Source organism: Plantactinospora veratri, assembly GCF_036421995.1.
In the GTDB taxonomy this organism is placed as follows: Bacteria; Actinomycetota; Actinomycetes; order Mycobacteriales; family Micromonosporaceae; genus Plantactinospora; species Plantactinospora veratri.
Genome location: NZ_JAZGQL010000006.1, coordinates 263272 through 284260, shown reverse-complemented (window position 1 = coordinate 284260; position 20989 = coordinate 263272). Strand labels below are relative to the sequence as shown.

General features: G+C 73.5%; 21 protein-coding genes. 9 read left to right on the top strand and 12 right to left on the bottom strand.

From position 1 onward, the window contains the following. Nucleotides 1–40: 40 nt before the first annotated feature. A complete protein-coding gene (locus tag V1634_RS10695; RefSeq protein WP_331207625.1) occupies nucleotides 41–226 on the bottom strand; it encodes a helix-turn-helix transcriptional regulator in 186 nt (61 codons plus the stop codon). A gap of 189 nt (nucleotides 227–415) precedes the next feature. On the opposite strand from V1634_RS10695, the gene V1634_RS10690 reads away from it, so the two are divergent. The 4 genes from V1634_RS10690 (at nucleotide 416) to mptB (ending at nucleotide 5184) form a co-directional block, all read left to right on the top strand. Then, complete coding sequence (locus tag V1634_RS10690; RefSeq protein WP_331207598.1) at nucleotides 416–598, top strand: hypothetical protein; 183 nt, start codon at nucleotides 416–418, stop codon at nucleotides 596–598. Between the two features lie 137 nt (nucleotides 599–735). Continuing rightward, nucleotides 736–2142, top strand: coding sequence for a helix-turn-helix transcriptional regulator (locus V1634_RS10685; RefSeq protein WP_331207597.1), 1407 nt, complete (start codon nucleotides 736–738; stop codon nucleotides 2140–2142). Nucleotides 2143–2329: 187 nt separating this feature from the next. Then, nucleotides 2330–3412, top strand: coding sequence for a polyprenyl synthetase family protein (locus V1634_RS10680; protein WP_331207596.1), 1083 nt, complete (start codon nucleotides 2330–2332; stop codon nucleotides 3410–3412). Between the two features lie 143 nt (nucleotides 3413–3555). Then, a complete protein-coding gene (gene mptB / locus V1634_RS10675; RefSeq protein ID WP_331207595.1) occupies nucleotides 3556–5184 on the top strand; it encodes a polyprenol phosphomannose-dependent alpha 1,6 mannosyltransferase MptB in 1629 nt (542 codons plus the stop codon). Between the two features lie 73 nt (nucleotides 5185–5257). On the opposite strand, the gene V1634_RS10670 is transcribed toward mptB, so the two are convergent. Genes V1634_RS10670 through V1634_RS10660 form a run of 3 tightly spaced genes read right to left on the bottom strand, consistent with a single transcriptional unit; the run spans nucleotide 5258 to nucleotide 6357 of the window. Beyond that, entirely contained in the window at nucleotides 5258–5623 is a 366-nt protein-coding gene (locus V1634_RS10670) for a lycopene cyclase domain-containing protein (protein WP_331207594.1), read from the bottom strand. Nucleotides 5624–5642: 19 nt separating this feature from the next. Beyond that, complete coding sequence (locus tag V1634_RS10665) at nucleotides 5643–5975, bottom strand: lycopene cyclase domain-containing protein (RefSeq protein ID WP_331207593.1); 333 nt, start codon at nucleotides 5973–5975, stop codon at nucleotides 5643–5645. A 16-nt stretch (nucleotides 5976–5991) separates the two neighbouring features. Beyond that, nucleotides 5992–6357 carry an Rv2175c family DNA-binding protein gene (locus V1634_RS10660; protein ID WP_331207592.1) on the bottom strand — a complete coding sequence of 122 codons (366 nt, stop codon included), beginning with the start codon at nucleotides 6355–6357 and terminating at the stop codon, nucleotides 5992–5994. A gap of 236 nt (nucleotides 6358–6593) precedes the next feature. Here V1634_RS10660 and pknB point away from each other — a divergent pair, with 236 nt between their 5' ends. Genes pknB through V1634_RS10645 form a run of 3 tightly spaced genes read left to right on the top strand, consistent with a single transcriptional unit; the run spans nucleotide 6594 to nucleotide 10317 of the window. Next, entirely contained in the window at nucleotides 6594–8591 is a 1998-nt protein-coding gene (gene pknB, locus V1634_RS10655; RefSeq protein WP_331207591.1) for a Stk1 family PASTA domain-containing Ser/Thr kinase, read from the top strand. Continuing rightward, a complete protein-coding gene (locus V1634_RS10650) occupies nucleotides 8572–9492 on the top strand; it encodes a deoxyribonuclease IV (protein ID WP_331207590.1) in 921 nt (306 codons plus the stop codon). The genes pknB and V1634_RS10650 overlap by 20 nt, the downstream gene beginning before the upstream one ends. 54 nt (nucleotides 9493–9546) lie before the next feature. Further along, entirely contained in the window at nucleotides 9547–10317 is a 771-nt protein-coding gene (locus tag V1634_RS10645) for a M15 family metallopeptidase (protein ID WP_331207589.1), read from the top strand. A 42-nt stretch (nucleotides 10318–10359) separates the two neighbouring features. Here the strand turns inward: V1634_RS10645 and V1634_RS10640 are convergent, their stop codons facing one another. The 4 genes from V1634_RS10640 to V1634_RS10625 all read right to left on the bottom strand — a co-directional run bounded on the left by V1634_RS10640 (nucleotide 10360) and on the right by V1634_RS10625 (nucleotide 14745). After that, a complete protein-coding gene (locus tag V1634_RS10640; RefSeq protein ID WP_407951752.1) occupies nucleotides 10360–11439 on the bottom strand; it encodes a threonine aldolase family protein in 1080 nt (359 codons plus the stop codon). Nucleotides 11440–11446: 7 nt separating this feature from the next. Next, nucleotides 11447–12853 carry a class II 3-deoxy-7-phosphoheptulonate synthase gene (locus V1634_RS10635; RefSeq protein ID WP_331207587.1) on the bottom strand — a complete coding sequence of 469 codons (1407 nt, stop codon included), beginning with the start codon at nucleotides 12851–12853 and terminating at the stop codon, nucleotides 11447–11449. A 103-nt stretch (nucleotides 12854–12956) separates the two neighbouring features. After that, entirely contained in the window at nucleotides 12957–13451 is a 495-nt protein-coding gene (locus tag V1634_RS10630; protein WP_331207586.1) for an Rv0361 family membrane protein, read from the bottom strand. Between the two features lie 97 nt (nucleotides 13452–13548). Further along, the gene (locus V1634_RS10625) at nucleotides 13549–14745 is read right to left on the bottom strand and encodes an MFS transporter (RefSeq protein WP_331207585.1); all 1197 of its coding nucleotides are present in this window, start codon (nucleotides 14743–14745) and stop codon (nucleotides 13549–13551) included. A 74-nt stretch (nucleotides 14746–14819) separates the two neighbouring features. Here V1634_RS10625 and V1634_RS10620 point away from each other — a divergent pair, with 74 nt between their 5' ends. Beyond that, entirely contained in the window at nucleotides 14820–15869 is a 1050-nt protein-coding gene (locus V1634_RS10620) for a winged helix-turn-helix domain-containing protein (protein ID WP_331207584.1), read from the top strand. Between the two features lie 41 nt (nucleotides 15870–15910). Here the strand turns inward: V1634_RS10620 and tuf are convergent, their stop codons facing one another. Continuing rightward, nucleotides 15911–17098 (bottom strand): elongation factor Tu, encoded by a 1188-nt coding sequence (tuf, locus tag V1634_RS10615; protein WP_331207583.1) that lies wholly within the window; start codon nucleotides 17096–17098, stop codon nucleotides 15911–15913. Nucleotides 17099–17635: 537 nt separating this feature from the next. Between tuf and V1634_RS10610 the strand changes: the two genes are divergently transcribed. Further along, a complete protein-coding gene (locus tag V1634_RS10610; RefSeq protein ID WP_407951749.1) occupies nucleotides 17636–18901 on the top strand; it encodes an MFS transporter in 1266 nt (421 codons plus the stop codon). A gap of 129 nt (nucleotides 18902–19030) precedes the next feature. On the opposite strand, the gene V1634_RS10605 is transcribed toward V1634_RS10610, so the two are convergent. From V1634_RS10605 to V1634_RS10595, 3 genes are all read right to left on the bottom strand, one after another. Beyond that, complete coding sequence (locus V1634_RS10605) at nucleotides 19031–19354, bottom strand: plasmid stabilization protein (protein WP_101367209.1); 324 nt, start codon at nucleotides 19352–19354, stop codon at nucleotides 19031–19033. A 45-nt stretch (nucleotides 19355–19399) separates the two neighbouring features. Further along, nucleotides 19400–20245, bottom strand: a complete 846-nt coding sequence (locus tag V1634_RS10600; RefSeq protein ID WP_331207581.1) for an SDR family oxidoreductase — start codon at nucleotides 20243–20245, stop codon at nucleotides 19400–19402. A gap of 125 nt (nucleotides 20246–20370) precedes the next feature. After that, nucleotides 20371–20916, bottom strand: a complete 546-nt coding sequence (locus V1634_RS10595) for a hypothetical protein (RefSeq protein ID WP_331207580.1) — start codon at nucleotides 20914–20916, stop codon at nucleotides 20371–20373. Between the last annotated feature and the right edge of the window lie 73 nt (nucleotides 20917–20989).

The following is a 20989-nucleotide window of genomic DNA, read 5'->3' as shown; positions in this document are numbered from 1 at the left end:
CCTCCCTGAATCCCCCGCCCGGGGCTGCCAAGGGGTCGTGCTATCCGGCAGATCGCCGCGCCTTGATCCACTCCTCGACGTCCCGTCTCAACCACACGTTCCCCATCCTCAGCTTCTGGATCGGGGCCGGGAAATCTCGGTGGCTGGTGATGACGTGGACCCGCTGTCGGGACAGGTTGCCGCCCAACATGTCGCGGATCTCCGCCACCCCGACCAGTTCCTCCACACGGCCGACGCTAAGCAACTGCGAATGCTGTTGACGTCGACAACTACGACGTCAACACTAGGAGCTATGGTTTTCCCGGACGAGCTACCGACATCCGAGCGCCCGATGCCGTTCCGACTCCGGCCGCACTCGCCCAGGCGCCCGTTGTGGCACTGTTCGGGCTGCCCCGGCCAACCCTGGCCGTGCGGGATGGCACGACTGCTGTTGCGGGCCGAGTTCTCCAACGCCCCGGTCGGACTTGCCCTGTACATGTCGGCGCAGCTCATGGAGGCATTGACCGACCTGCACCGACTCAGCCCGAACCCGGCGCCGGAGCCCAAGATCCTATTCCAGCGGTTCGTCGCCTGGACCGCCCGAGAACCTCTCTCCTAAGCCCGTTGACGCTAGAACGTCGTACCCGGGCGGTAGGAATTGAGCCGCGCAGGGAGGGCGGCGTCGCCGGTCCCCGGGGTCGTGCGCGGGGGTCAGCAGCAGCCTCGTCAGATCGTCACGCGTCGAAGGACCCGTCCATGCCCCGACCCGAGCACCACCCGCACGACCCCGCTCCCCACCACCCGGCCGCACCGGGCTCGCTCGGCGCGCTGCTGACCGAGTTGCGTCTCACCCGGGGCTGGAGCCAGCTCCGGGTGGCCGAGCAGCTCTGCGCCGCGTCCGGCGTACCGACGGTCAGCCGGCACGAGGTGTCCCGGTGGGAGCGGCAGCAACGGAAACCCGGCGAGTTCTGGCTGAGCTGGCTGGCCGCCGTGTTCGAGGTGTCCGTCGAGGAGCTGACGGTCGCCGCCGCCGCGAGCCGACCCGGGACTGCCGGCGGCGGCGAGGACGGGATCGGCGACGATTCCGGCGCGGCGCGGGCCCGGCAGGAGTTGCTGGCCTCGGCACATGCCTGGCTCACCGATCCGGGCGGGCCGGTCGGACCGGCGGTCACCATCGGGTTCGCGTCGACCCGAGCGCTGCCGCGCGGGCCGGTGCGGAGGGCTTCGGACCGATCGGGAACGGCTGGCGAACCGCCGCCGGAGTTGCCGCTCGACGCGGCCGGGGTGGCCGGGCTGCGCCGGCTCGACGACCTGGTCGGCGGGGTGGACCTGCTGTCGTCCCCGGCCGGCCGGCTCGCCCTGGCGACGGCGCGCTGGGCGACCGGCCGCCCCGGGCGGCGCGCGCTGCCGCTGGTCGCCGAGGCGGCGCAGCTCACCGGCTGGCTGCACACCGACGCGGGAGAGGTCGGCGCCGCGCTGCGGGCGTACCGGCTGGCGCTGACCGCCGCCGCGGCAGCCGGTGACCGGAGCCTCGGCGCGCACGTACTCGGGTCGGCGAGCCACCTGCTCGGCACCTTCGGCGACGCCCGGGGCGGCCTGCTGCTCGCCCGTACCGGATATCTCGGCGCCCGGCGCACCGCCCCGGCCGGGCTGCGGGCGCTGCTGCTGCACCGGATCGCGTTCGCGGCGGCGCGGTGCGGGCGCCGCCGACCCGCCCACGCCGCGCTGCGCGCCGCCGACCGGGCGGCCGGACAACGCCAACCGCCCCGGGAACCACCCTGGCTCTACTGGCTGGACGAGGACGAACTCGCCGCGATGACCGGCCGCTGCCTCGCCGCGCTGCGCCGCCCGCTGCGCGCCGAGCCACTGCTGCGCGCCGCGCTGACCCGGCGCGGGCAGCCGAGGACGGCGGCGGTCTACGGCGCCTGGCTGGCCCGCACCTGCCTCGACCTGGGCGAGTGGGAGCAGGCCGCCGAGGTCGCGGACGCGGCGCTGCTCGACACCGTACGGTCCGGGTCGGCACGGGCGGCGGCGGAGCTGGCCGGGGTCGGCCGGCGGCTCGCGGCGTACCGGGCGGACCCGGCCGGCCGACGGCACGCGGCACTGGCGGCGGCGGCCCGTCGCTACCTGCCCGCGACGCCACCGACAGCTCTCGCCGGATGACCGACACCGTGCTCCCATCGACGAATCTCTCTGCCGGCGCAGCGGGCCGGACGGCCGGACAGGCGGATCGATCATGAGGGTGAGCAGGGCAGACGGTCGAAGGAGCGGTCCGACACGGGGTGCCTCCCGAACCCGATCGCGTGGCCCGTACCGCGCGCTCGGATGGTCGATCCACTAGCGTCATGGCGTGACCGCATCCGCCCCCGTCCCACCGGTCGACCGCGCTGGCCTACGCCAGCGGGTCGACAACTCGTTGGCCCGGTTCCTCGTCAAACAGCGCACCTGGATGACCAGCATCGACGACGGGCTCAGCACGGTCGCCGAAGCGCTGGAGGCGTTCGTGCTCGGCGGCGGCAAGCGGCTGCGGCCGGCGTTCGGCTACTGGGGCTTCCGGGGTGCGGGTGGGCGCGACTCCGACGAGATCGTCAGCGGCCTGGCCGCGCTCGAGTTCGTGCAGGCCAGCGCCCTGATCCACGACGACCTGATGGACCGGTCCGACACCCGGCGCGGTGAACCGTCGATCCACCGCCGGTTCGCCGCCCAGCACCGGGCCGCCGGCTGGGGCGGTGAACCCGACGGCTTCGGCGAGTCCAGCGCCATCCTGCTCGGCGACCTCTGCCTGGTCTGGTCCGACGAGCTGCTGCACGGCAGCGGCATCGACCCGATCGTGGTCAGCCGGGCCCGGCCGGTCTTCGACGAGATGCGGGCCGAGGTCACCATCGGGCAGTACCTCGATGTGCTCGCGCAGGCGACCCGGGACGCCTCGGTCGACCGGGCCAGCAAGGTCGCCCGGTACAAGTCCGCCAAATACACCGTCGAGCGACCGCTGCTGTTCGGCGCCGCGCTCGCCGACGCCCCCGCCGAGCTGCGGGCCGCATATTCGGGGTACGGGCTGCCGCTGGGCGAGGCGTTCCAACTCCGGGACGACGTACTCGGTGTCTTCGGCGATCCCGGCCAGACCGGCAAGCCGGCCGGGGACGACCTGCGGGAAGGCAAACGGACCTACCTGGTGGCGGCGGCGCTTGAGGCGACCACCCCGGCCGGACGCGAACTGCTGGACCGCCGGCTCGGCGATCCCGGACTCGACCAGGCCGGCATCGAGGTACTCCGCGAGGTCATCACCAGCAGCGGCGCGCTGGACCGCACCGAGCGGCGGATAGCCACGCTCACCGACACCGCCCTGGCCGCGCTGGTCGGCGCCGAACTGGAGCCCGAGGCCCGCGAGGTGCTGGTGGACCTCGCCGTCGTGGCCACCCGCCGCAAGGACTGACCCGGACAGGGGTACGCGGCCGCCTCCCGCCTCCCGGCCCGCCGAGGTTTCCGGTCGGCGGAGTTTCCCGGCTCGGCCGGGTTTCCAGGTCGGCCGAGTGGAACCGCCCGTCCGGGGTACCGACGGCTGGGGATGCTGGTCTCGTGCGACCCGTCGGAGAGCTGCCCGCCCCGGACCGGCCCACCCGGCTGCGGATCGCCGGGCTCGCCGCCAGCGCCACGCTGACGGCCAGCGCCTACCGGGTGGGGGCACTGCCGACGGGTGCCGCCGAGGCGGCGCCGCTGCCGGAGACCTGGGGAGACTGGCTCGGCCTGGCCGGTTGGGCCGCCGGGCTGGTGGCGTTGACGGTCACGTGGTGGCGGCTCGGCGTACGGGTAGGGCGCCGGCCGGCGAGCGTACCGCTGGGATGGCTGCTGCGCACCGGACTGCTCTGGGCGGCTCCGCTGCTGCTCGCGCCCCCGGTCGGCAGTCGGGACGCGTACGCCTACGCCTGCCAGGGCGCGCTCTGGCTCGACGGTGTCGACCCCTACTCGGTCGGCGTACTGCCGGGCGGGTGCGTCTGGTCGGGCGCCGTACCCGAGCTGTGGCGGGAGACCCCGACCCCGTACGGTCCGCTGGCGCTGGCCCTGGCCGGCGGGGCGGTCGCGGTGGCCCGGCTGGTCGGCAGCGCCACCGACGGCCAACTGCTGGTCGCGATCGGGCTGCTCCGCGCCGAGGCGCTGGCCGGCGTCGTACTCGCCGTCGCCTGCCTGCCCCGGCTGGCCCGGGCGGCCGGCGTCGACCCGGTCCGGGCGACCTGGCTCGGCCTGCTCTCCCCGCTCGTCGGGGTCCACGCGCTCGGCGGGGCGCACAACGACGCCCTGGTGCTGGGTCTGGTCCTCGCCGCGTTGTCCCTGGCTGCCGGCCGGTCGTCGGCGCTCGGCGCCGGTCGGGCCGGGCTCGTCGTCGGCGCACTGCTCGGGCTGGCGGTCGCGATCAAGGTCACCGCGATCGTGGCGCTGCCGTTCGCCGTCCTGCTCACCGCCGTCCGGCCCGGCCCCGGCCGCACCGCGCCGGACGCCGCCGGACGCCGCGACGCCGGGCCGGCTGACATCCCGGGCACCCCTGGCGCCACCGACGCCGGGGCGGCGGGCGCGGCGCGGGTACCCCCGGATCGCCGGTCGGTCGCGGCACCGGCCGGCACGACGTTGGCCGGCGCGGGCCTGAGCTTCGCCGGGGTGACCCTGGCCACCGGGCTCGACCTGGGCTGGATCTCCGCGCTCTCCGACACCGGCCGGCTGGTGCAGTGGACCTCGCTCCCGACCGGGCTGGGCATGGCGGCCGGATATCTGCTGCGGCTCGCCGGGCACCCGGAGGGGGTCGACGGCGCGGTGGCGGCGGCCCGGCTCCTCGGCCTCGTCACGCTGGCCGGGACGATCGCGGTACTGCTGCTCCGCGCCGCTCGGGCCGTCCCGGCGCCCGACCGGACCGACGCCCGCCGTCGACTGGTGACCCTCACCGGCCTGGCCTTCACCGCCCTGGCCCTGCTCTCCCCGATCTTCTACCCGTGGTACGGGCTGGTCGCCGTCGCCGTGCTCGCGGCGGGCCTCTCCGCGCCGCGCCAGGTGCACCGGGTCGCCGTCGCGGTGACCGTACTCGGCTTCCTGGTCCTGCCCGGCGGGTTCGGGCTGGCCGTACTCACCAAGCTGCCCGGCGCCCTCTTCGACGTGCTGCTGGTGCTGGTGCTGGCCGGTGTGGCGTACCGGAGGTGGCGGTCCCGCCCCCGAGGCTGACGGTCCCGAGGCTGCCGGTCCCGCCCCCGAGGCTGCCGGTCCCGCCCCCGAGGCTGCCGGTCGACGCCGTCGGTCAACGTTCCGATCGCTGCCGGCGGAGCAGCCGGAGCAGCGGGGAGCCCTCCCCGGCGGCCGGGGTCCGCTGCACGCCGGCCCGGCCCAGCCGGACCCAGACGCTCAGGGTCAACAGCACCATGGCGAAGCCGAAGAGCAGATCCTCCACCGGTGCGTACGCCAGCCGCCAGCCGATGATCGCGTCCGGGTCGTACCGGACGATGCGCCGGCCGGTCAGGATGCCGTTGGAGATCAACTGGAAGAACACGATGATCGGGTACGTGGCCCAGAACACCGGCCGACGGACCAGCCGGGTACCCAGCACGAAGAGGTCGACCAGCACGGCGCCGACCACTCCCAGCAGGGCGGCCACGGTGTAACTCACGACGACGACCCGTCGCCGCTCACGCCGACTCGTCGCCGGCCGGCCAGCGCAGCACCGCGCGCACCGCCTCGAAGCCGAGGATGGCGCAGCAGGGTACGACGACGAAGAAGAGCACCTCGTCCAGCGGCAGACCGCCGGGCAGCAGTACCCCGGTGGTCTGCTCCGGGTCGAAGGTCCAGTGCCCGGCGGCTATCGCGGCCAGGTCCCAGAGCGCGAAGAGCACCACCACCGGTAGCAGGGTGAGCAGCAGCCGCCGCCACCGCCGCAGCACGTTGACCCGCAGGACCGGCTCCAGCCACAGCGCGGCACCGAGGCACCCGGCGAGCACCGTCAGGTAGGCGAATCGCTCCATCGGCGGGATCCCGCCCTCAGAAGCCGGTGGCCTGGGCCCGGCGCTTGACCTCCCGGGCCCGGTCGTCGCCGAGCGCCTCCGCCGGGATGCCCGGCAGGGTGTCGTCGGGCAGGTAGAGCCAGCGCAGCGTCGCCTCGTCGTCGTATCCGGCGTCGTGCAGCAGGGTGAGGATGCCGGGCAGGTGCTTGCGTACGGTCCGGTTCGCCACCAGCTCGGCCGGGACCACCCGGGTACCGTCCCGACGGACCGCCAGCAGCTCCCGGTCCCGGATCATCTGGTGCACCTTGCTGATCGACACCTCCAGGCGTTCGGCGACGTCCGGGAGGCTCAGCCAGCCGGACGGCTCGGTCGGCTGCGGGTCGACGGGTGAGGATTCGGTCACCCGCTCACCTTGCCACGCCGTCGCCGACCCCGACGAACGGCTCCCCGCTGACCCGGACGAACGGCTCCCCCGTGAGCCGGTCGGGCAGCTCCGGTCGGCCGGGCGGGACGACAGCGGCAAATCCCGTCGAAATGATCTCCGCCGAGCGCGGAACGGGCGACACGAAGTTTTCGCTTCGGCGTCGGCTGTGGCATCCTGTTCTGCCGCTGCCCCCTGGAGACATAGACTGCCTGCCGATGGACATACAGGTCGCCGACACGCTGCTGAACTCGCTGATCGACGGACGCTACCGCATCCGCGGTCGCGTGGCCCGTGGTGGGATGGCGACCGTCTACACCGCCATCGACGAGCGGCTCGACCGTACGGTCGCGATCAAGATCATTCACCCGAACCAGGCACAGGCCGCGCAGGTACAGGTCGCCGGCTTCCTCGAGCGGTTCACCGACGAGGCCAAGACCATCGCCCGGTTGACCCACCCGAACGTGGTGGCCGTCTACGACCAGGGCACCCACGGCGGCCTGCCCTACCTCGTCATGGAGTACGTCCGGGGCCGGACCCTGCGCGAGATCCTGGCCGAACGCAAGCGGCTCAACCCGAGCGAGGCGCTCGCGATCCTGGAGCAGATGCTCGCCGCGATCGGCGCCGCCCACCGGGCCGGGCTGGTGCACCGGGACGTGAAACCCGAGAACGTACTGGTCGCCGAGGCGCCGAGCGGTGGCGCGGGCAACCTGGTCGACAGCGTGGTGAAGGTCGCCGACTTCGGGCTCGCCCGGGCGGTCGAGGCGAGTTCCGACACCGAGGGCGGCAACCAGCTGATGGCGACGGTCGCCTACGTGGCGCCGGAGCTGGTCACCGAGGGCCGGGCCGATCCGCGTACCGACGTCTACGCCGCCGGCATCGTGCTCTTCGAGATGCTCACCGGCCGGGTCCCGTACGACGGTGCCCGGGCCGTGGACGTCGCCTGGCAGCACGTCGACCGGGACGTACCCGCGCCCTCCGGGCTGGTCCCCGGCCTGCCGCCGGTCCTCGACGAGCTGGTCCGCCGGGCGACCCGGCGCGACCCCGGGGCCCGGCCGACGGACGCGGGGGCGTTCCAGAGCGCGGTCCAGGTGGTCCGGGACGACCTCGGCACCGTCGCCAACGCCAACACGGCGGTACTGCGGCAGATCCCCGCCGCCGACCACCCGACCATGGTGGTGCAGCAGCCGACCATGGTGGTCTCCTCGGTACAACCCACCAACCGACCGTCCTGGGCCCGCCTGCCCGACCAGCCCGGGGAACGCACCACCCCGCACCGCCGCCGCGCGGCGACCGGCCCGGGTTCCGATTTCCTCGACCGGGTCCGCCAGGTCGGCGGGCAGCTCTTCGCCGGCCGGGCCTCGGTCGTGGTGACCGTGGTCGCGCTCGCCCTGGTCGTCGCGATGACCGGCTGGTGGTTCGGGTTCGGCCGCTACACCGAGACGCCGAGCCTGGCCGGGCTGGCCGGGACGCAGGCGCAGGCGCAGGCCGAACGCTCGGGTTTCGTGGTCAAGTACGCGGACCCCCGATACAGCGAGAGCGTCGCCAAGGACAAGGTGCTCGCCCAGGACCCGGAGTCGACGAGCCGGATCCTGCGGGGCGGCACCATCACCCTCACCCTGTCCCTCGGTCCGGAGCGCTTCCCGCTGCCGGACGTGGTCGGCAAGACGCTCGACCTGGCCCAGCTCGACCTGGAGAACGCCAACCTGGTCCTGGTCCGCGGCACCGACCGCTACGACGACAACCTGCCCAAGGGCGTGGTGATGGCCACCACTCCGAAGGTCGGCGCCGAGGTCAAGCCCGGCGACAAGATCACTGTCATCGTCAGCAAGGGCAAGGCGCCGATCAGCGTCCCGGTCCTGGTCGGCAAGAACATCAACGAGGTACGCAACATCATCAAGGAGCTCGACCTCAAGCTCAGCGAGGAATACAAGGACTCCGACAAGCCCAAGGACGAGGTCATCGCGCAGACCCCGCAGGACGGCGCCGGGGTGGAGAAGAACGCGCAGATCAAGGTCGAGGTCAGCAACGGCCCGCCGGCCATCGCCATGCCCAGGGTGATCGACATGCCCTGCCAGCAGGCGAAGCAGCTCCTAGAGAGCCAGGGCCTGCCCGTCGGGGTGCAGTTCAACCCGAACGGGACGGTCCGGTTCCAGAACCCGAACGAGAACACTCCGGTACCGCCAGGGACCCAGGTTGTCATCACCTGCCTCTGACCCCGCCACCGGCTCCGGCCCTGGGCCCGGGGCGGGCGGCGGGCCCGCGCCGAACCGGCCCGTCGGCTCGCACACGCCCACCTCGGGCGGGCTGGCCAAGGCGGCCCTGCCGTACGCCGACGCGATCGGCTCGGAGGTGGTGCAGGTCTACGTCGGCAACTCGCGGGGCTGGGCGCTGCCGCCGGGCGACCCCGGACAGGACGCGGCGTTCCGGGCCGGCTGCGCCGAACGCGGGCTGCTGACGTACATCCACGCGTCGCTGCTGGTGAACCTCGGCTCGCCCACTCCGGCAACCGTCGAGAGGTCGGTGGCGACCCTGGCACACGCGCTGGACCGGGGCGCCGCGATCGGTGCCGCCGGGGTGGTCTTCCACGCCGGCAGCGCCGTCGACGCCGGGCACGCCGAGGTGGCGATGCGACAGGTACGCGAGGCGCTGCTCCCGCTGCTCGACTCGGCGGCGGCCAGCGGCGGGCCGAAGCTGCTGGTGGAGCCGAGCGCCGGTGGCGGGCGTTCGCTGGCCTCCCGGGTCGAGCACCTGGCGCCCTACCTCGCCGCCGTCGACTGGCACCCGTGGCTCGGTGCCTGCTTCGACACCTGCCACGCCTGGGCGGCCGGGCACGACCTGGCCCGGGAGGGCGGCATGCGCGAGACCCTGGACACGCTGGTCGAGGTGATCGGGACGGACCGGCTGTGGCTGGTCCACGCCAACGACTCGCGGGACCTCTGCGGCTCGACCCGGGACCGGCACGAGACGATCGGCAAGGGCAGCATCGGCGAGTCCGCCTTCGCCGAGCTGATGACCCACCCGGCGACCGCCGGCATCCCGGTGGTCGTCGAGACGCCGAGCGAGAACCACGGGCACGCCGACGACATCGCCACCCTCAAGCGCCTCCGCCCCTGACCTCGGCTCTTCTCCCGTTTGGGTGGCGGGTCGGCGCGGCGTAGCGTGGCGGCGGTGAGACGGGGTGTGCCGGGTGTGCTGCTGCTGGTCGGGCTGCTGACCGCGCTCGTGACGGCGGCCGGTTGCGGGGGCCCGGCGAGCAACCCGGCCGGCAGCGCGACCGGCCCGGCCGGCAGCGCGGGTACCGGCGGGGCGGGGGCGTCGAGCACCCCCTCCGGGCCGACGACGAGCCGGCCGGGCGACCCGCCGAGCACCGCCCCGGCGTTCGCGCACGACGTCTCCACGGTCACCGCCGCCGACCTCGGCCAGAGCTGGCGACCCGGCTGCCCGGTCGGTCCGGACCAGCTCCGGCGGATCCGGCTCGGCTACTGGGACTTCGACGGCCGGCCCCAGGTCGGCACGATCGTCGTACACCGGTCGGTCACCGCCGAGGTGGTCGAGATCTTCGCCACCCTCTACCGGGAACGCTTCCCGATCCGGCGGCTACGACCCGTCGACGCGTACGCCGGCAGCGACGACCGGTCGATGGCCGACGACAACACCTCCGGCTTCAACTGCCGCCGGGCGGTCTCCACGGGCGCGGCGAAGTGGTCCGCGCACGCGTACGGGAAGGCGATCGACGTCAACCCGGTGGAGAACCCGTACCTGATCGACGGCCGGGTCCTGCCACCCGCCGGGGCGGCGTACCGGGACCGCTCCGACGACCGCCCCGGGATGGCCGTCCCCGGTGGCGTACTGGTCGAGGCGTTCGCGGCCGCCGGCTGGGAGTGGGGCGGCGGATGGCGCTCCCCCGACTACCAGCACTTCACCCGTACCGGCGGCTGACCGCCGACCCGTCCGGCCGAGATCCTGGAAGGCCGGTCCCGGTCAGCGGCGGAACAGCTCGGTGAGCACCTCGACGGCCCGGTCCACTCCGGCGTCGTCCAGGTCGTGATGGGTCACCAGTCGGGCGATGCGCGGGCCGAGCACCGAGACGAGTACGCCCCGGTCCCGGGCCGCCGCACCCAGCTCGGGGGCGTCGAACCCGCACTTGGTCAGGTCCAGCGGAACGATGTTGGTGCGTACCGGGCCGGCGAGTACCCCGAACGGGGCGAGCGCGGCGGCGAGCCGGGCCGCCCGGGCGTGGTCGGAGGCGAGTCGCTCGACGTGGTGCCGCAGCGCGTACCGGCCGGCGGCGGCGAGGATGCCCGCCTGGCGCATCCCGCCACCCATCCGCTTGCGGATCACCCGGGCCCGGGCGATCCGTTCCGCGCTGCCGACCACCAGCGAGCCGACCGGCGCGCCCAGCCCCTTGGAGAGGCAGACCGACAGCGTGTCGAAGAGCGCGCCGTAGCTGGCCAGCGGCACCCCGTCGGCGACGTGCGCGTGCCAGATCCGGGCGCCGTCGCAGTGCAGCCCGACCCCGGCGTCGTCGGCGACCCGACGCAGCTCGGCGAGGGTGGCCAGCGGGATCACCCCGCCACCGCCCCGGTTGTGGGTCTGCTCGACCGCTATCGCCCGGGTCGGCACCGCGTGGTACCCGTCCGGCCGGATCATCGCCGCGACCACCTCCGGGTCGACGTCGGCGCCGACCGGCGACCAGGTCCGGGTCGAGACGCCACCGATCGCGGCGGCGGCACCGATCTCGTACGTCACCACGTGCGCGTCGGCGTCGCAGAGCAGTTCCTCGCCCGGCGGCACCAGCAGTTGGATGGCGATCTGGTTGGCCATCGAGCCGGTCGGGGCGAAGAGCGCCGCCTCGTGCCCGAAGAGCACGGCGACCTCCGCCTCGAGGGCGTTGACTGTCGGGTCCTCGCCGTACACGTCGTCACCGACCTCGGCCGCGGCCATCTCGGCGCGCATCCCAGGGGTGGGCCGGGTGACGGTGTCCGACCGGAGGTCGACCGGGCGGTCCGGATCCGGGGTCGGCGACGCGTTCCGGGCACCGAACGGGACGAGCCGGGTGATCGGGTCGTCAGCCACGAAGCATCTCCGCTACCAGGAAGGCGAGTTCCAGCGACTGCTGGGTGTTGAGCCGGGGGTCGCAGGCGGTCTCGTAGCGGTCCGGCAGGTGGATGTCCTCGATCGCCTGCGCGCCGCCGAGGCACTCGGTGACGTCCTCGCCGGTCAGCTCGACGTGCAGGCCGCCGGGGTGGGTCTCCAGCGACCGGTGCACCTCGAAGTAGCCGAGCACCTCGTCGACGATCCGGTCGAAATGCCGGGTCTTGTAGCCGTTGGACGACTCGTGGGTGTTGCCGTGCATCGGGTCGCACTGCCAGACGACCTTGGCGCCGGCGGCGGTGACCTTCGCCACGATCGGCGGCAGCACCTCCCGGACCCGGCCGTTGCCCATCCGGCTGATCAGGGTGAGCCGGCCCGGGATGTTCTCCGGGTTCAGCTTCTCGCACAGCTCGATCGCCTCGTCCGGGGTGGTGGTGGGGCCGAGCTTGACCCCGATCGGGTTGGCGATCCGGGAGATGAAGTCGAGGTGCGCCCCGTCGATCTGCCGGGTGCGCTCGCCGACCCAGAGGAAGTGCCCGGAGAGGCCGTACGCCCGGCCGTCGGAGACCCGGGTCAGCGCGCGGTCGTACTCCAGGGCCAGCGCCTCGTGCGAGCAGTAGAGGGTGACGGTGCGCAGCGCCTCGTCCTCGGTCAGCCCGCAGGCCCGGATGAAGGCGAGCGCCCGGTCGATCTCCCGGGCGATCGCCTCGTAGCGCTCACCGGCCGGGGAGTTCTTGACGAAGCCCTTGTTCCAGTCGTGCACGGCGTGCAGGTCGGCCAGCCCACCGGCGAGGTACGCCCGGAGCATGTTCATCGCGGCGGCCGAGTTCGCGTACGCCCGGATCATGCGCTGCGGGTCGGCGATCCGCGCCTCCGGTACCGCCTCCAGCGAGTTGATCATGTCGCCCCGGTACGCCGGCAGCCCCCGGGCGTCGGTCGGCAGCGAGCGCGGCTTGGTGTACTGCCCGGCCACCCGGGCCACCTTCACCACCGGCAGCGACGCACCGTAGGTCAGCACCACCGCCATCTGGAGCAGGGTCCGGGCGTTGGCCAGCAGGTGGCTCTCGGTGTTGTCGGTGAAGGTCTCGGCGCAGTCGCCGCCCTGGAGCAGGAACGCGCGCCCCTCGCAGACCAGCGCCAACCGCGCCCGGAGCTGGTCGACCTCGTAGGGCGCGACGATCGAGGGCACGTTCTGCAGGATCTTGCAGACCCCGTCCACCACCGCCTGGTCCGGCCACGGCGGGGTCTGGGCCCGGGGCAGTCCTCGCCAGCGGTCCAGGCCGAGCGCCTCGTCCTCGGCGGAGTCCTCGGTCGGCCGGCTGGTCTGCAACGCGGTGTTGCCCACGGCGGGGTAGCTCAACTGGTGCCACTCATGGCGCATGTCAGAAAGCGTACGGCGGGACCCGCACGGTGCCGGGGGCGAGGGGCGCCCGTCCGCTTCGTGGGAGCCCGCGAGCGGCAGCCCGCGCCACCGGGGGAAGTGCTCAGGTCGGCTCGGTCGGCGAGCCGGACGGGGCCGGGGTGTGACCGCCGATCGTCTCCTTGGCGATGCACCACTGCCCGTCCGCCCGGGCGACCGTGAAGAGGACCTTGGTCGGGGTGGACTTGCCACCGACCTTGACCGTGATCGACGTACTGACGTCCTGGTCGGCGCCGTTGGCCCGGACGTCGGTGATCGTCGCCGCCGGCACCGAGAAGTGCTTGGCGAAGTCGCCGTTCGGGCCGGTGGCGGCCTGGTCGAAGGACTCCCGCAACGGCTCGCAGAGCTGGTCCCGGCCGTCCGCGACGCTCTTCGCCCGCATCGCGTCCAGATATGCCTGCACCCGCTCCCGGGCCCGCTGCGGCCCCTCGTCCGGGGTGGGGGTGGGCTCGGCGCCCTGTCCGACGAGCCCGTCGAACGCGCCGCAGCCGGCCAGGCCCAGCGGCACCGTCGCCAGCACCGCGACCACGCCGACCACCCGTCGCCGTACGCCGACCATCGCGCTCCTTCCACCGAGGGGGTTCCCACCCTAGTCGAGCCACCGTCGGCCGCCCCGCCCCGACGCCCCGGCGGCGCGGGGCAACCGGCCGCCGCGCTCAGAGCTGCGCCGGCTCCGGGGTACGGGTGCGGGCGTCGGCCGGGATGCCCAGCTTCGGGCGGAGCAGGAGCGTGACCAGCAGGGAGAGCACCGCCATCACGGCCATGGCGGCACCGACCGGCAGATGTTCGGCGACGGTGCCGGCCAGCGCCGCCGACACCGCCTGCATGGTCAACATCCCCGAGGAGTGCAGCCCGAGTGCCTGACCGCGCATCTGCACCGGGGTGAGGTCGACGAGGCGCTGTTGCAGCAGCACCCCGGCGCCGAACCCGGCCGAGGCCACCGCGACGGCGAGCGCGGCCACCGGCAGCGGGATCGGCAGGGCGAAGAGCAGGTACGGCACCCCGAGCGACAGTTGCAGCGGTGTGACGAGCCGCTGCCGCCACCGGGCCGGGACGAACCGGCCGACGACGGTGTCCCCGGCGAGCATCCCGAGGGCACCGGCGACGAAGAGCACCCCGGCGGATTCCGGGGCGTACGGGATGAACAGCGCCTCGCAGCCGACGACGAGGCCGTTCGGCAGCCACAGCGCGAGGTAGACGTACCGGCGGGCGGGTGTCGCCCAGAGCGTGGCGTTGACCTGCCAGGTCCGCCGGACCGACGGTCGGCCGGACGCCCTCGGCGGGCGGCGGGGCAGGCCGAACCGGGCGACCAGCGCGGCGCCCAGGTGCAGGCCGGCGCCGATCAGCAGCACCTGGCGCGGTGCGGCGACGGCGAGCAGGGCGCCGCCGAGCGCGAAGCCGCTGATCTGCATCGCCCCGACCGACATGTTCATCACCGACCGGCCGAGCAGGTAGCCGCCGTCGGGCAGGATCTCGCCGAGCAGCCCCCAGCGGACCCCGCCGCCCATCGAGCCGGCCAGCCCCATCAGCCCGATCACCACGAACATGGCCCAGATCGGCATGCCGGGCAGGGCCATCGTGACGGTACCGGCGCAGAGGAAGAGCTTGACGCTCACCAGCGCGGCGCGCGGCGGCACCCGGTCGGCCATCGAGAGCAGGGTGGTGGCGCCGAGCATCTGGGCGAAGGAGGGGCCGAAGAGGCTGAGCGCGGCGAGCAGCGGAGACCCGGTGGCGGAGTACACCAGGGTGCCGAGGGCGAGCCCGTTGACGGTGCCCGCCGCCACCTGGGCGGCGGTGGCCAGGAAGAGGGGACGGAATTCGGGGACCCGGAACAACTCCCGATAGGTACGCACGGACGGCAGTCTGGGTGCGCCGCCCGGCAAGCCGTTACCTTTTCACGTGCAGACGAAACCGGAGGTGGTTGGTCGTGGGGCTCTGGCTGCTCGACGCGGACGTGCTGGCCCGCAGCCGGTTCGCCCTCTCCCCGCTGGTCGAGACGGTCGCGGTGCTCAAGATGCTGGACGGTCATCCGACGCTGCCCGGTCAGCGGGCCTGGGTCGACGCGCACTCGGCCGCGTACCGGGCCCGGTTGGCGGAGGACCCGTTCGCCGTCGCCTTCGTCCGGAGCGCCTTCCCGCCCCGGTGGCTGCCCGACTTCCTCGGCACGCCGACCGGCTTCCTCGGCAGCCGCACCGACGCCGCCGGGACCCCGGCCGGTGACGCCGAGGAGATCTTCGCCGCCGAGCTGCGCCGGATCCGCGCCCTGCCGGCCGAGGCGGCCCGCGCCGACCTGGCGACCGGGCTGCGCGGGCCGGTCCCCGCCGAGCTGCGCGGCGCCGACCTGCCGGAACGGGCCGCCGAGCTGCTGGACTGGGTCTGGCGCCGCGCCCTGCGCCCGGACTGGCCACGCCGGCAGCGGCTCTTCGAGGCCGACATCGTGTCCCGGACCCACCTGCTCAGCTCGGGCGGCTGGGCCGCCGCGCTGGACGGGATGCGGCCGGGGATGCGCTGGCTGGGGCAGGGACAGCTCCAGATCAACACGTACGACCTGCCGCCGCAGGATCTCGGCGACGGTGGGCTGCTCTTCGTGCCGAGTACCTCGCCGCGGGGCTGGGTCGGCTCCGAGATCCGGGGTGGCGGCGGTTCCGGCACCCCGCACCGGCACACCGTGGTCTATCCGTGCCAGGGGCTCCTGGCCGATCCGGCCCGGGCCGCCCCACCGGCGGCGCTCCGCCGACTGCTCGGCCCGGTCCGGGCGGAGATCCTGGCCCGGCTGGACTCGCCGACCAGCACCACCGGGCTGGTCGCCGCGACCGGGCACGGGCTGGGCTCGGTCGGCGGGCATCTGCGGGTACTGCTCGACGCCCAGCTCGTGCGCCGACGCCGCTCCGGGCGGTACGTGCTCTACTTCCGCACCGCCGACGGCGACCGGCTGGTCCGGCTCAGCCGGCGGTCCGAGGAGCGGACCGCCGGCTGAGTTGCCCCGGTCGGAGACCGAGTGTCGCCGGGCCGGAGAACCTAGTCGAGCAGCGCGGTCACCGTGCCGGCGGCGACCGTCCGGCCGCCCTCCCGGACGGCGAAGCCGAGCCCGACGTCCATCGCGATCGGCTTGCCCAGCTCGACCGTGATCGTCACGGTGTCACCGGGGGCGACCTGGGGCAGTTCGCCCAGGTCCACCGCGCCGACCACGTCGGTGGTCCGGAAGTAGAACTGCGGCCGGTAGTTGGCGTGGAACGGGGTACGCCGACCGCCCTCGGCGGTGGTCAGCGCGTGGAGCTGGGCGGTGAACCGGCGGTGCGGGGTGACACTGCCCGGCATGGCCACCACCTGTCCCCGCTGCACCTGGTCGCGCTTGACCCCGCGCAGCAGTACGGCCGCGTTGTCACCGGCCTGCGCCGAGTCCAGCGACCTGCCGAAGGTCTCCAGCCCGATCGCCACGGTCGACAGGGTCGGGGCGAGCCCGACCACCTCGACCGGGTCACCGGCACGCAGCGAGCCGCGCTCGACCGCCCCGGTGACCACGGTCCCCCGGCCGGAGATGGTCAGCACGTTCTCGATCGGCATCAGGAACGGCCGGTCGAGTTCGCGCGGCGGCACCGGGACGTACCGGTCGACCGCGTCGAGCAGTTCCGCGATGGACCCGACCCAGGCCGGGTCGCCCTCCAGGGCCCGCAGCGCGGAGACCCGCACCACCGGTACCTCGTCACCGGGGAAGCCGTACTCGCTGACCAGCTCCCGTACCTCCAGCTCGACCAGGTCGAGCAGTTCGGGGTCGGTGACCGCGTCCGCCTTGTTCAAGGCCACCACCAGGTACGGCACGCCGACCCGCTGGGCGAGCAGCACGTGCTCCCGGGTCTGCGGCATCGCGCCGTCGAGGGCCGAGACGACCAGGATCGCCCCGTCCACCTGCGCCGCCCCCGTGATCATGTTCTTCACGTAGTCGGCGTGGCCGGGCATGTCGACGTGCGCGTAGTGCCGGGTCGCGGTCTCGTACTCGACGTGCGCGATGGTGATGGTGATGCCCCGGGCGACCTCCTCCGGCGCCCGGTCGATGCCGTCGAAGGCGACGAACCGGTTGACCGCCGGGTCCCGGTCGGCGAGCACCTTGGTGATCGCGGCGGTCAGCGTGGTCTTGCCGTGGTCGACGTGTCCCATCGTGCCGATGTTGAGGTGCGGCTTGGTGCGTACGAACTGGCTCTTGGCCATGGGAGTGTCCTCTTTGGAGAGACGGGGTCGGCGGGCGACGAACGCGGGCGGGTGCCAGACCGCGAGAGGGAGACCGCGCCAGAACCGCGCATCCGGTACGCCCAGAAAGGGCGGCACCGGGAATCCGGGCCACCCTCCTCCGTGGGTTCTGCTGGTGCGGGAGGAGGGTCAGCCTCGCGCGCCGCTATCCAGCCGGTTCGGCTGGACCGACGGCACGGTCAGGAGGGTCGACGCCACGCACACGGCGGCGGGCCCCAGCAGGACAAATCCTGCGGGCCGCGCAAACCCCGCCGTGCCGAACATGACGATCACGTTAACCCCCAACGCCACCGCACGCGACCGATATTCCGGGGCGTCGTCGCGGGGGCAGCTTCGGTGAAGCAGTGGCCTCCGCCCGCCCGGTGAGCACAACTTCTCCGTTTTGGCGCGGGCATTACCGGCCGCCGGACGGTGAGCAGGGACACCCTGGCGGAGGGGTGGGCGGGTCTCTAACGTCGACGGTCGGGTTATTGGAAACAATCCTTACCGGAGGACGGGGTGCGGGCCGTAGGGGTGTGGTTGCGTGACACGGCCGGCGGGCTGCCGGCCGTCTTCTGGTACCTCTGGTCGGGCTTGCTGATCAACCGGGTCGGCGCCTTCGCCATGCTCTTCCTGCCGCTCTATCTCACCGACGCACGCGGGGCCAGCGACGCGCTCGCCGGCCTGGTGGTCGGGGCGTACGGGCTCGGCGGCGTGGCCGGGGTCCTGCTCGGCGGCGTACTCGCCGACCGGTGGGGACGGCGCCGCACCCTGGTCTGGTCACACCTGGCGGCGTCGGTGCTGATGGCGAGCATGGCGGTGGTGACGAGCCTGCCGGCGATCGCCCTGCTCGCCGCGCTCGTCGGGATCGCCCACTCGATGCCGGGCCCCGCCTTCGTCGCCGCGATCGTCGACGTGGTGCCGGTGGCCCGCCGCTCCCGCGCGTTCAACCTCCAGTTCTGGGCGTTCAACCTCGGCATGGCGGGCGCGTCGGCGCTGGCCGGACTGCTCGCCGAGGCGAGTTATCTGGCGCTGTTCCTGGTCGACGCGGCGGCCACCCTCACCACCACGGTCATCATCGCCTGGAAGGTGCCGGAGACCCTGGTCCGGGCGGCGCCCGGGGCGAGCGCCGGTGACCGGGAAAGCCCGCCGGTCCGCCGGGTCGGGCTGCGTACCCCGCTGACCGACCGGATCTTCCTGGCCTTCGTCGCGCTGACCTTCGCGCACGCCGTGATCACGGCACAGAACTCGACGGTGATGCCGCTGGCGATGCGCGCCGACGGCCTCAGCTCGTCGGCGTACGGGCTGGTGGTGGCGCTGGGCGGGCTCTTCATCGTGATCGGTCAGCTCTTCGTGCCCCGGCTGATCGACGGTCGCCGCAAGCACCGGGTGCTGGCCACCGCGCTGGGCCTGGCCGCCTTCGGGTACGCCGGACTGGCCGTCGCCGACGGGCTGCCCGGGTACCTGCTGGCGGCGCTGGTCTGGACGGTCGGCGCGATGCTCGCGGCACCGCCGAACGCGGAGATCAACGCGGAGTTGGCCCCGCCCCGGCTGCGTGGCCGCTACCAGGCGGTCTTCTTCCTCACCTTTCCGGCCGCGGCCTTCGTCGCCCCGGCGGCCGGCGGGGTGAGCTTGCAGTATCTCGGCGACGGGCACTGGCTGGCGGTCGGCGGGCTCGGCCTGCTCGCGGTCGCCGGCCACCTGCTCGCCGGCCCGGCCCGGGAGCGCCGGGTGGCTCGGCTCGCCGCCTCCCCGGTCGTGCTCAGCGATCCCGCTCGGCGCTGACTCCGGTGCGACTCCGGCGCTGGCCTCGGCACTCGTGCCGTCGCTGATCTCGGCGTTGATCTCGGCGACGGTCGCGAGGTCGGCGGCGGGCCCGGGCAGAGCCGGACCGCCGCCGTCGAACCGGTCTGCTCAGCGGGCGAGCGCCTTCTCCAACTGGGCCTTGGACATGCTCGACCGGCCCTTGATGTTGCGCTTCTTCGCCTCGTTGTAGAGCTGTTCCTTGGTACGCCCCTGCGCGCCGGTGTGCGACCGCTTGCCGCCCCGGTGCCCGGAGGAGACATCCTTGATCGACGAGCGGCTGGCCGTCTTCGACTCGCCGGCCCGGGCGCGTTCCTTGTTGACCGTACGGGCGGCGATCTCCTCGGCGCGCTCGGTCGACTCGCCGCGCTTCTTGGCGCTGGCCTTGATGTGCTTGTACTGGCGTTCCCGCTTCGGACTCGATCCTGCGGGCATGACGGAACTCCTTCCGGGAGGACGACGGTCAGCGGTTGGGGACCGTCAGAGGATGGGTTTGCCGCCGGTGACCGGGATGATCGCGCCGGAGATGTAGCTGGCCTCGTCCGAGGCGAGCAGCACGTACGCCGGGGCGACCTCCTTCGGCTGGCCGGGGCGGCCGAGCGGGGTGTTCTTGCCGAACTTCTCGACGTGGTCCGGTGGCATGGTCGACGGGATGAGCGGGGTCCAGATCGGGCCGGGCGCGACACCGTTCACCCGGATCCCCCGCTCGCCGAGCATCTGGGCCAGCCCGGCGGTGAAGTTCGCGATCGCGCCCTTGGTGGTCGCGTACGGCAGCAGCGTCGGGCGCGGCGTGTCGTAGTTGATCGAGCTGGTGTTGATGATCGACGCCTTCTCGCCGAGGTGCGGCAGTGCCGCCTGGACCAGCCGGAACATCGCCGTGATGTTGACGTCGAAGGTGTGTTGCCACTCCTCGTCGGTGACCTCTTCGATGGTCTCGTGCGTCATCTGGTAGGCGGCGTTGTTGACCAGTACGTCGATCCGGCCGAACTCCTCGACCGCCCGGTCCACCACCGCGCGGCACACCGCCGGATCGCCCACGTCCCCGGCGACGAGTACGGCCTTGCGGCCCTCGTCCTCGACGAACTTCGCGGTTTCCCGGGCGTCGTCGTGCTCGTTCAGATACGAGATCAGCACGTCGGCGCCCTCCCGGGCGTACGCGATGGCGACCGCCCGGCCGATGCCGCTGTCCCCACCGGTGATGACCGCCTTCTTGCCGGTCAGCCGGCCGGCGCCCCGGTAGGAGTCCTCGCCGTGGTCGGGCTTGGAACGCATGTTGTCGAGGGTGCCGGGTGGCTGCTGCTGCGGTTCGGCCTTCTGGTCGGGCATCGGGTTGCTCCTCGGGTGCTCCTCGGGTGCTGGGACGGCGAGCGGCGAATTCTCGCGCGCGGCCGGCAGTGGCAAATGTCCCCATACCCGGCACCCGGTAAACCAGGGACGACGGTCCAGCAGCCTCAGGTAACGGCGCGCCGCCAGGCGAACGCCTCGATCGCGTCCAGGTCGGCCGGGCGGAGTCCGCGCCCCGGGTCGGGCGCGATCAGCAGGGCGTGACCCCGGGCCACCGCCCGGTCCAGCAACCTGTCCCCGGCGGGGATCGCCTCGTCGTCGGTCCAGACGAGGGTACGACCGGCCGCCAGCACCGCGTGCGCGGCGGCCAGCTTGACCGGCCAGCCCAGCTCGCCGGCCGGCACGGGATCGCAGACGAGGGCCCGTTCCAGCACCGGCAGCCGCCACAGCCGCTCCAACACGTCCGCCTCCGGGCACCAGGTGCTGCACCAGCGCACCTCCACCACCCCGGACTCGTGCAGCCGGCGGATCCGGTCGACGAGCGCGCCGGACCAGCGCAGCGGGTACTCGCACCGGTCGGCCTGGGACCAGACGTCGGCCCGACGGGGCGGCCGGCCCCACCGCGGGCTGCGGGCGTTGATCACGCCGTCGACGTCCAGCAGCCAGACCGGCCCCAGATCCGGTACGACCGGCAGGTCCGGTTCGATCTCCACGGTGCCTCCGATGATCGCTCCCATTGTGGACGCCGCCCGCCACCCCGTCCCGGGCTACCCGGGTGGCACCGCC

Coding starts and splice junctions, on each gene's coding strand:
- V1634_RS10635 (WP_331207587.1), bottom strand. CDS start 12,853: ATGCGCCATGAGTGGCACCAGTTGAGCTACCCCGCCGTGGGCAACACC.
- V1634_RS10690 (WP_331207598.1), top strand. CDS start 416: ATGGCACGACTGCTGTTGCGGGCCGAGTTCTCCAACGCCCCGGTCGGA.
- V1634_RS10685 (WP_331207597.1), top strand. CDS start 736: ATGCCCCGACCCGAGCACCACCCGCACGACCCCGCTCCCCACCACCCG.
- V1634_RS10665 (WP_331207593.1), bottom strand. CDS start 5,975: ATGGAGCGATTCGCCTACCTGACGGTGCTCGCCGGGTGCCTCGGTGCC.
- V1634_RS10630 (WP_331207586.1), bottom strand. CDS start 13,451: ATGGTCGGCGTACGGCGACGGGTGGTCGGCGTGGTCGCGGTGCTGGCG.
- pknB (WP_331207591.1), top strand. CDS start 6,594: ATGGACATACAGGTCGCCGACACGCTGCTGAACTCGCTGATCGACGGA.
- V1634_RS10605 (WP_101367209.1), bottom strand. CDS start 19,354: ATGCCCGCAGGATCGAGTCCGAAGCGGGAACGCCAGTACAAGCACATC.
- tuf (WP_331207583.1), bottom strand. CDS start 17,098: ATGGCCAAGAGCCAGTTCGTACGCACCAAGCCGCACCTCAACATCGGC.
- V1634_RS10600 (WP_331207581.1), bottom strand. CDS start 20,245: ATGCCCGACCAGAAGGCCGAACCGCAGCAGCAGCCACCCGGCACCCTC.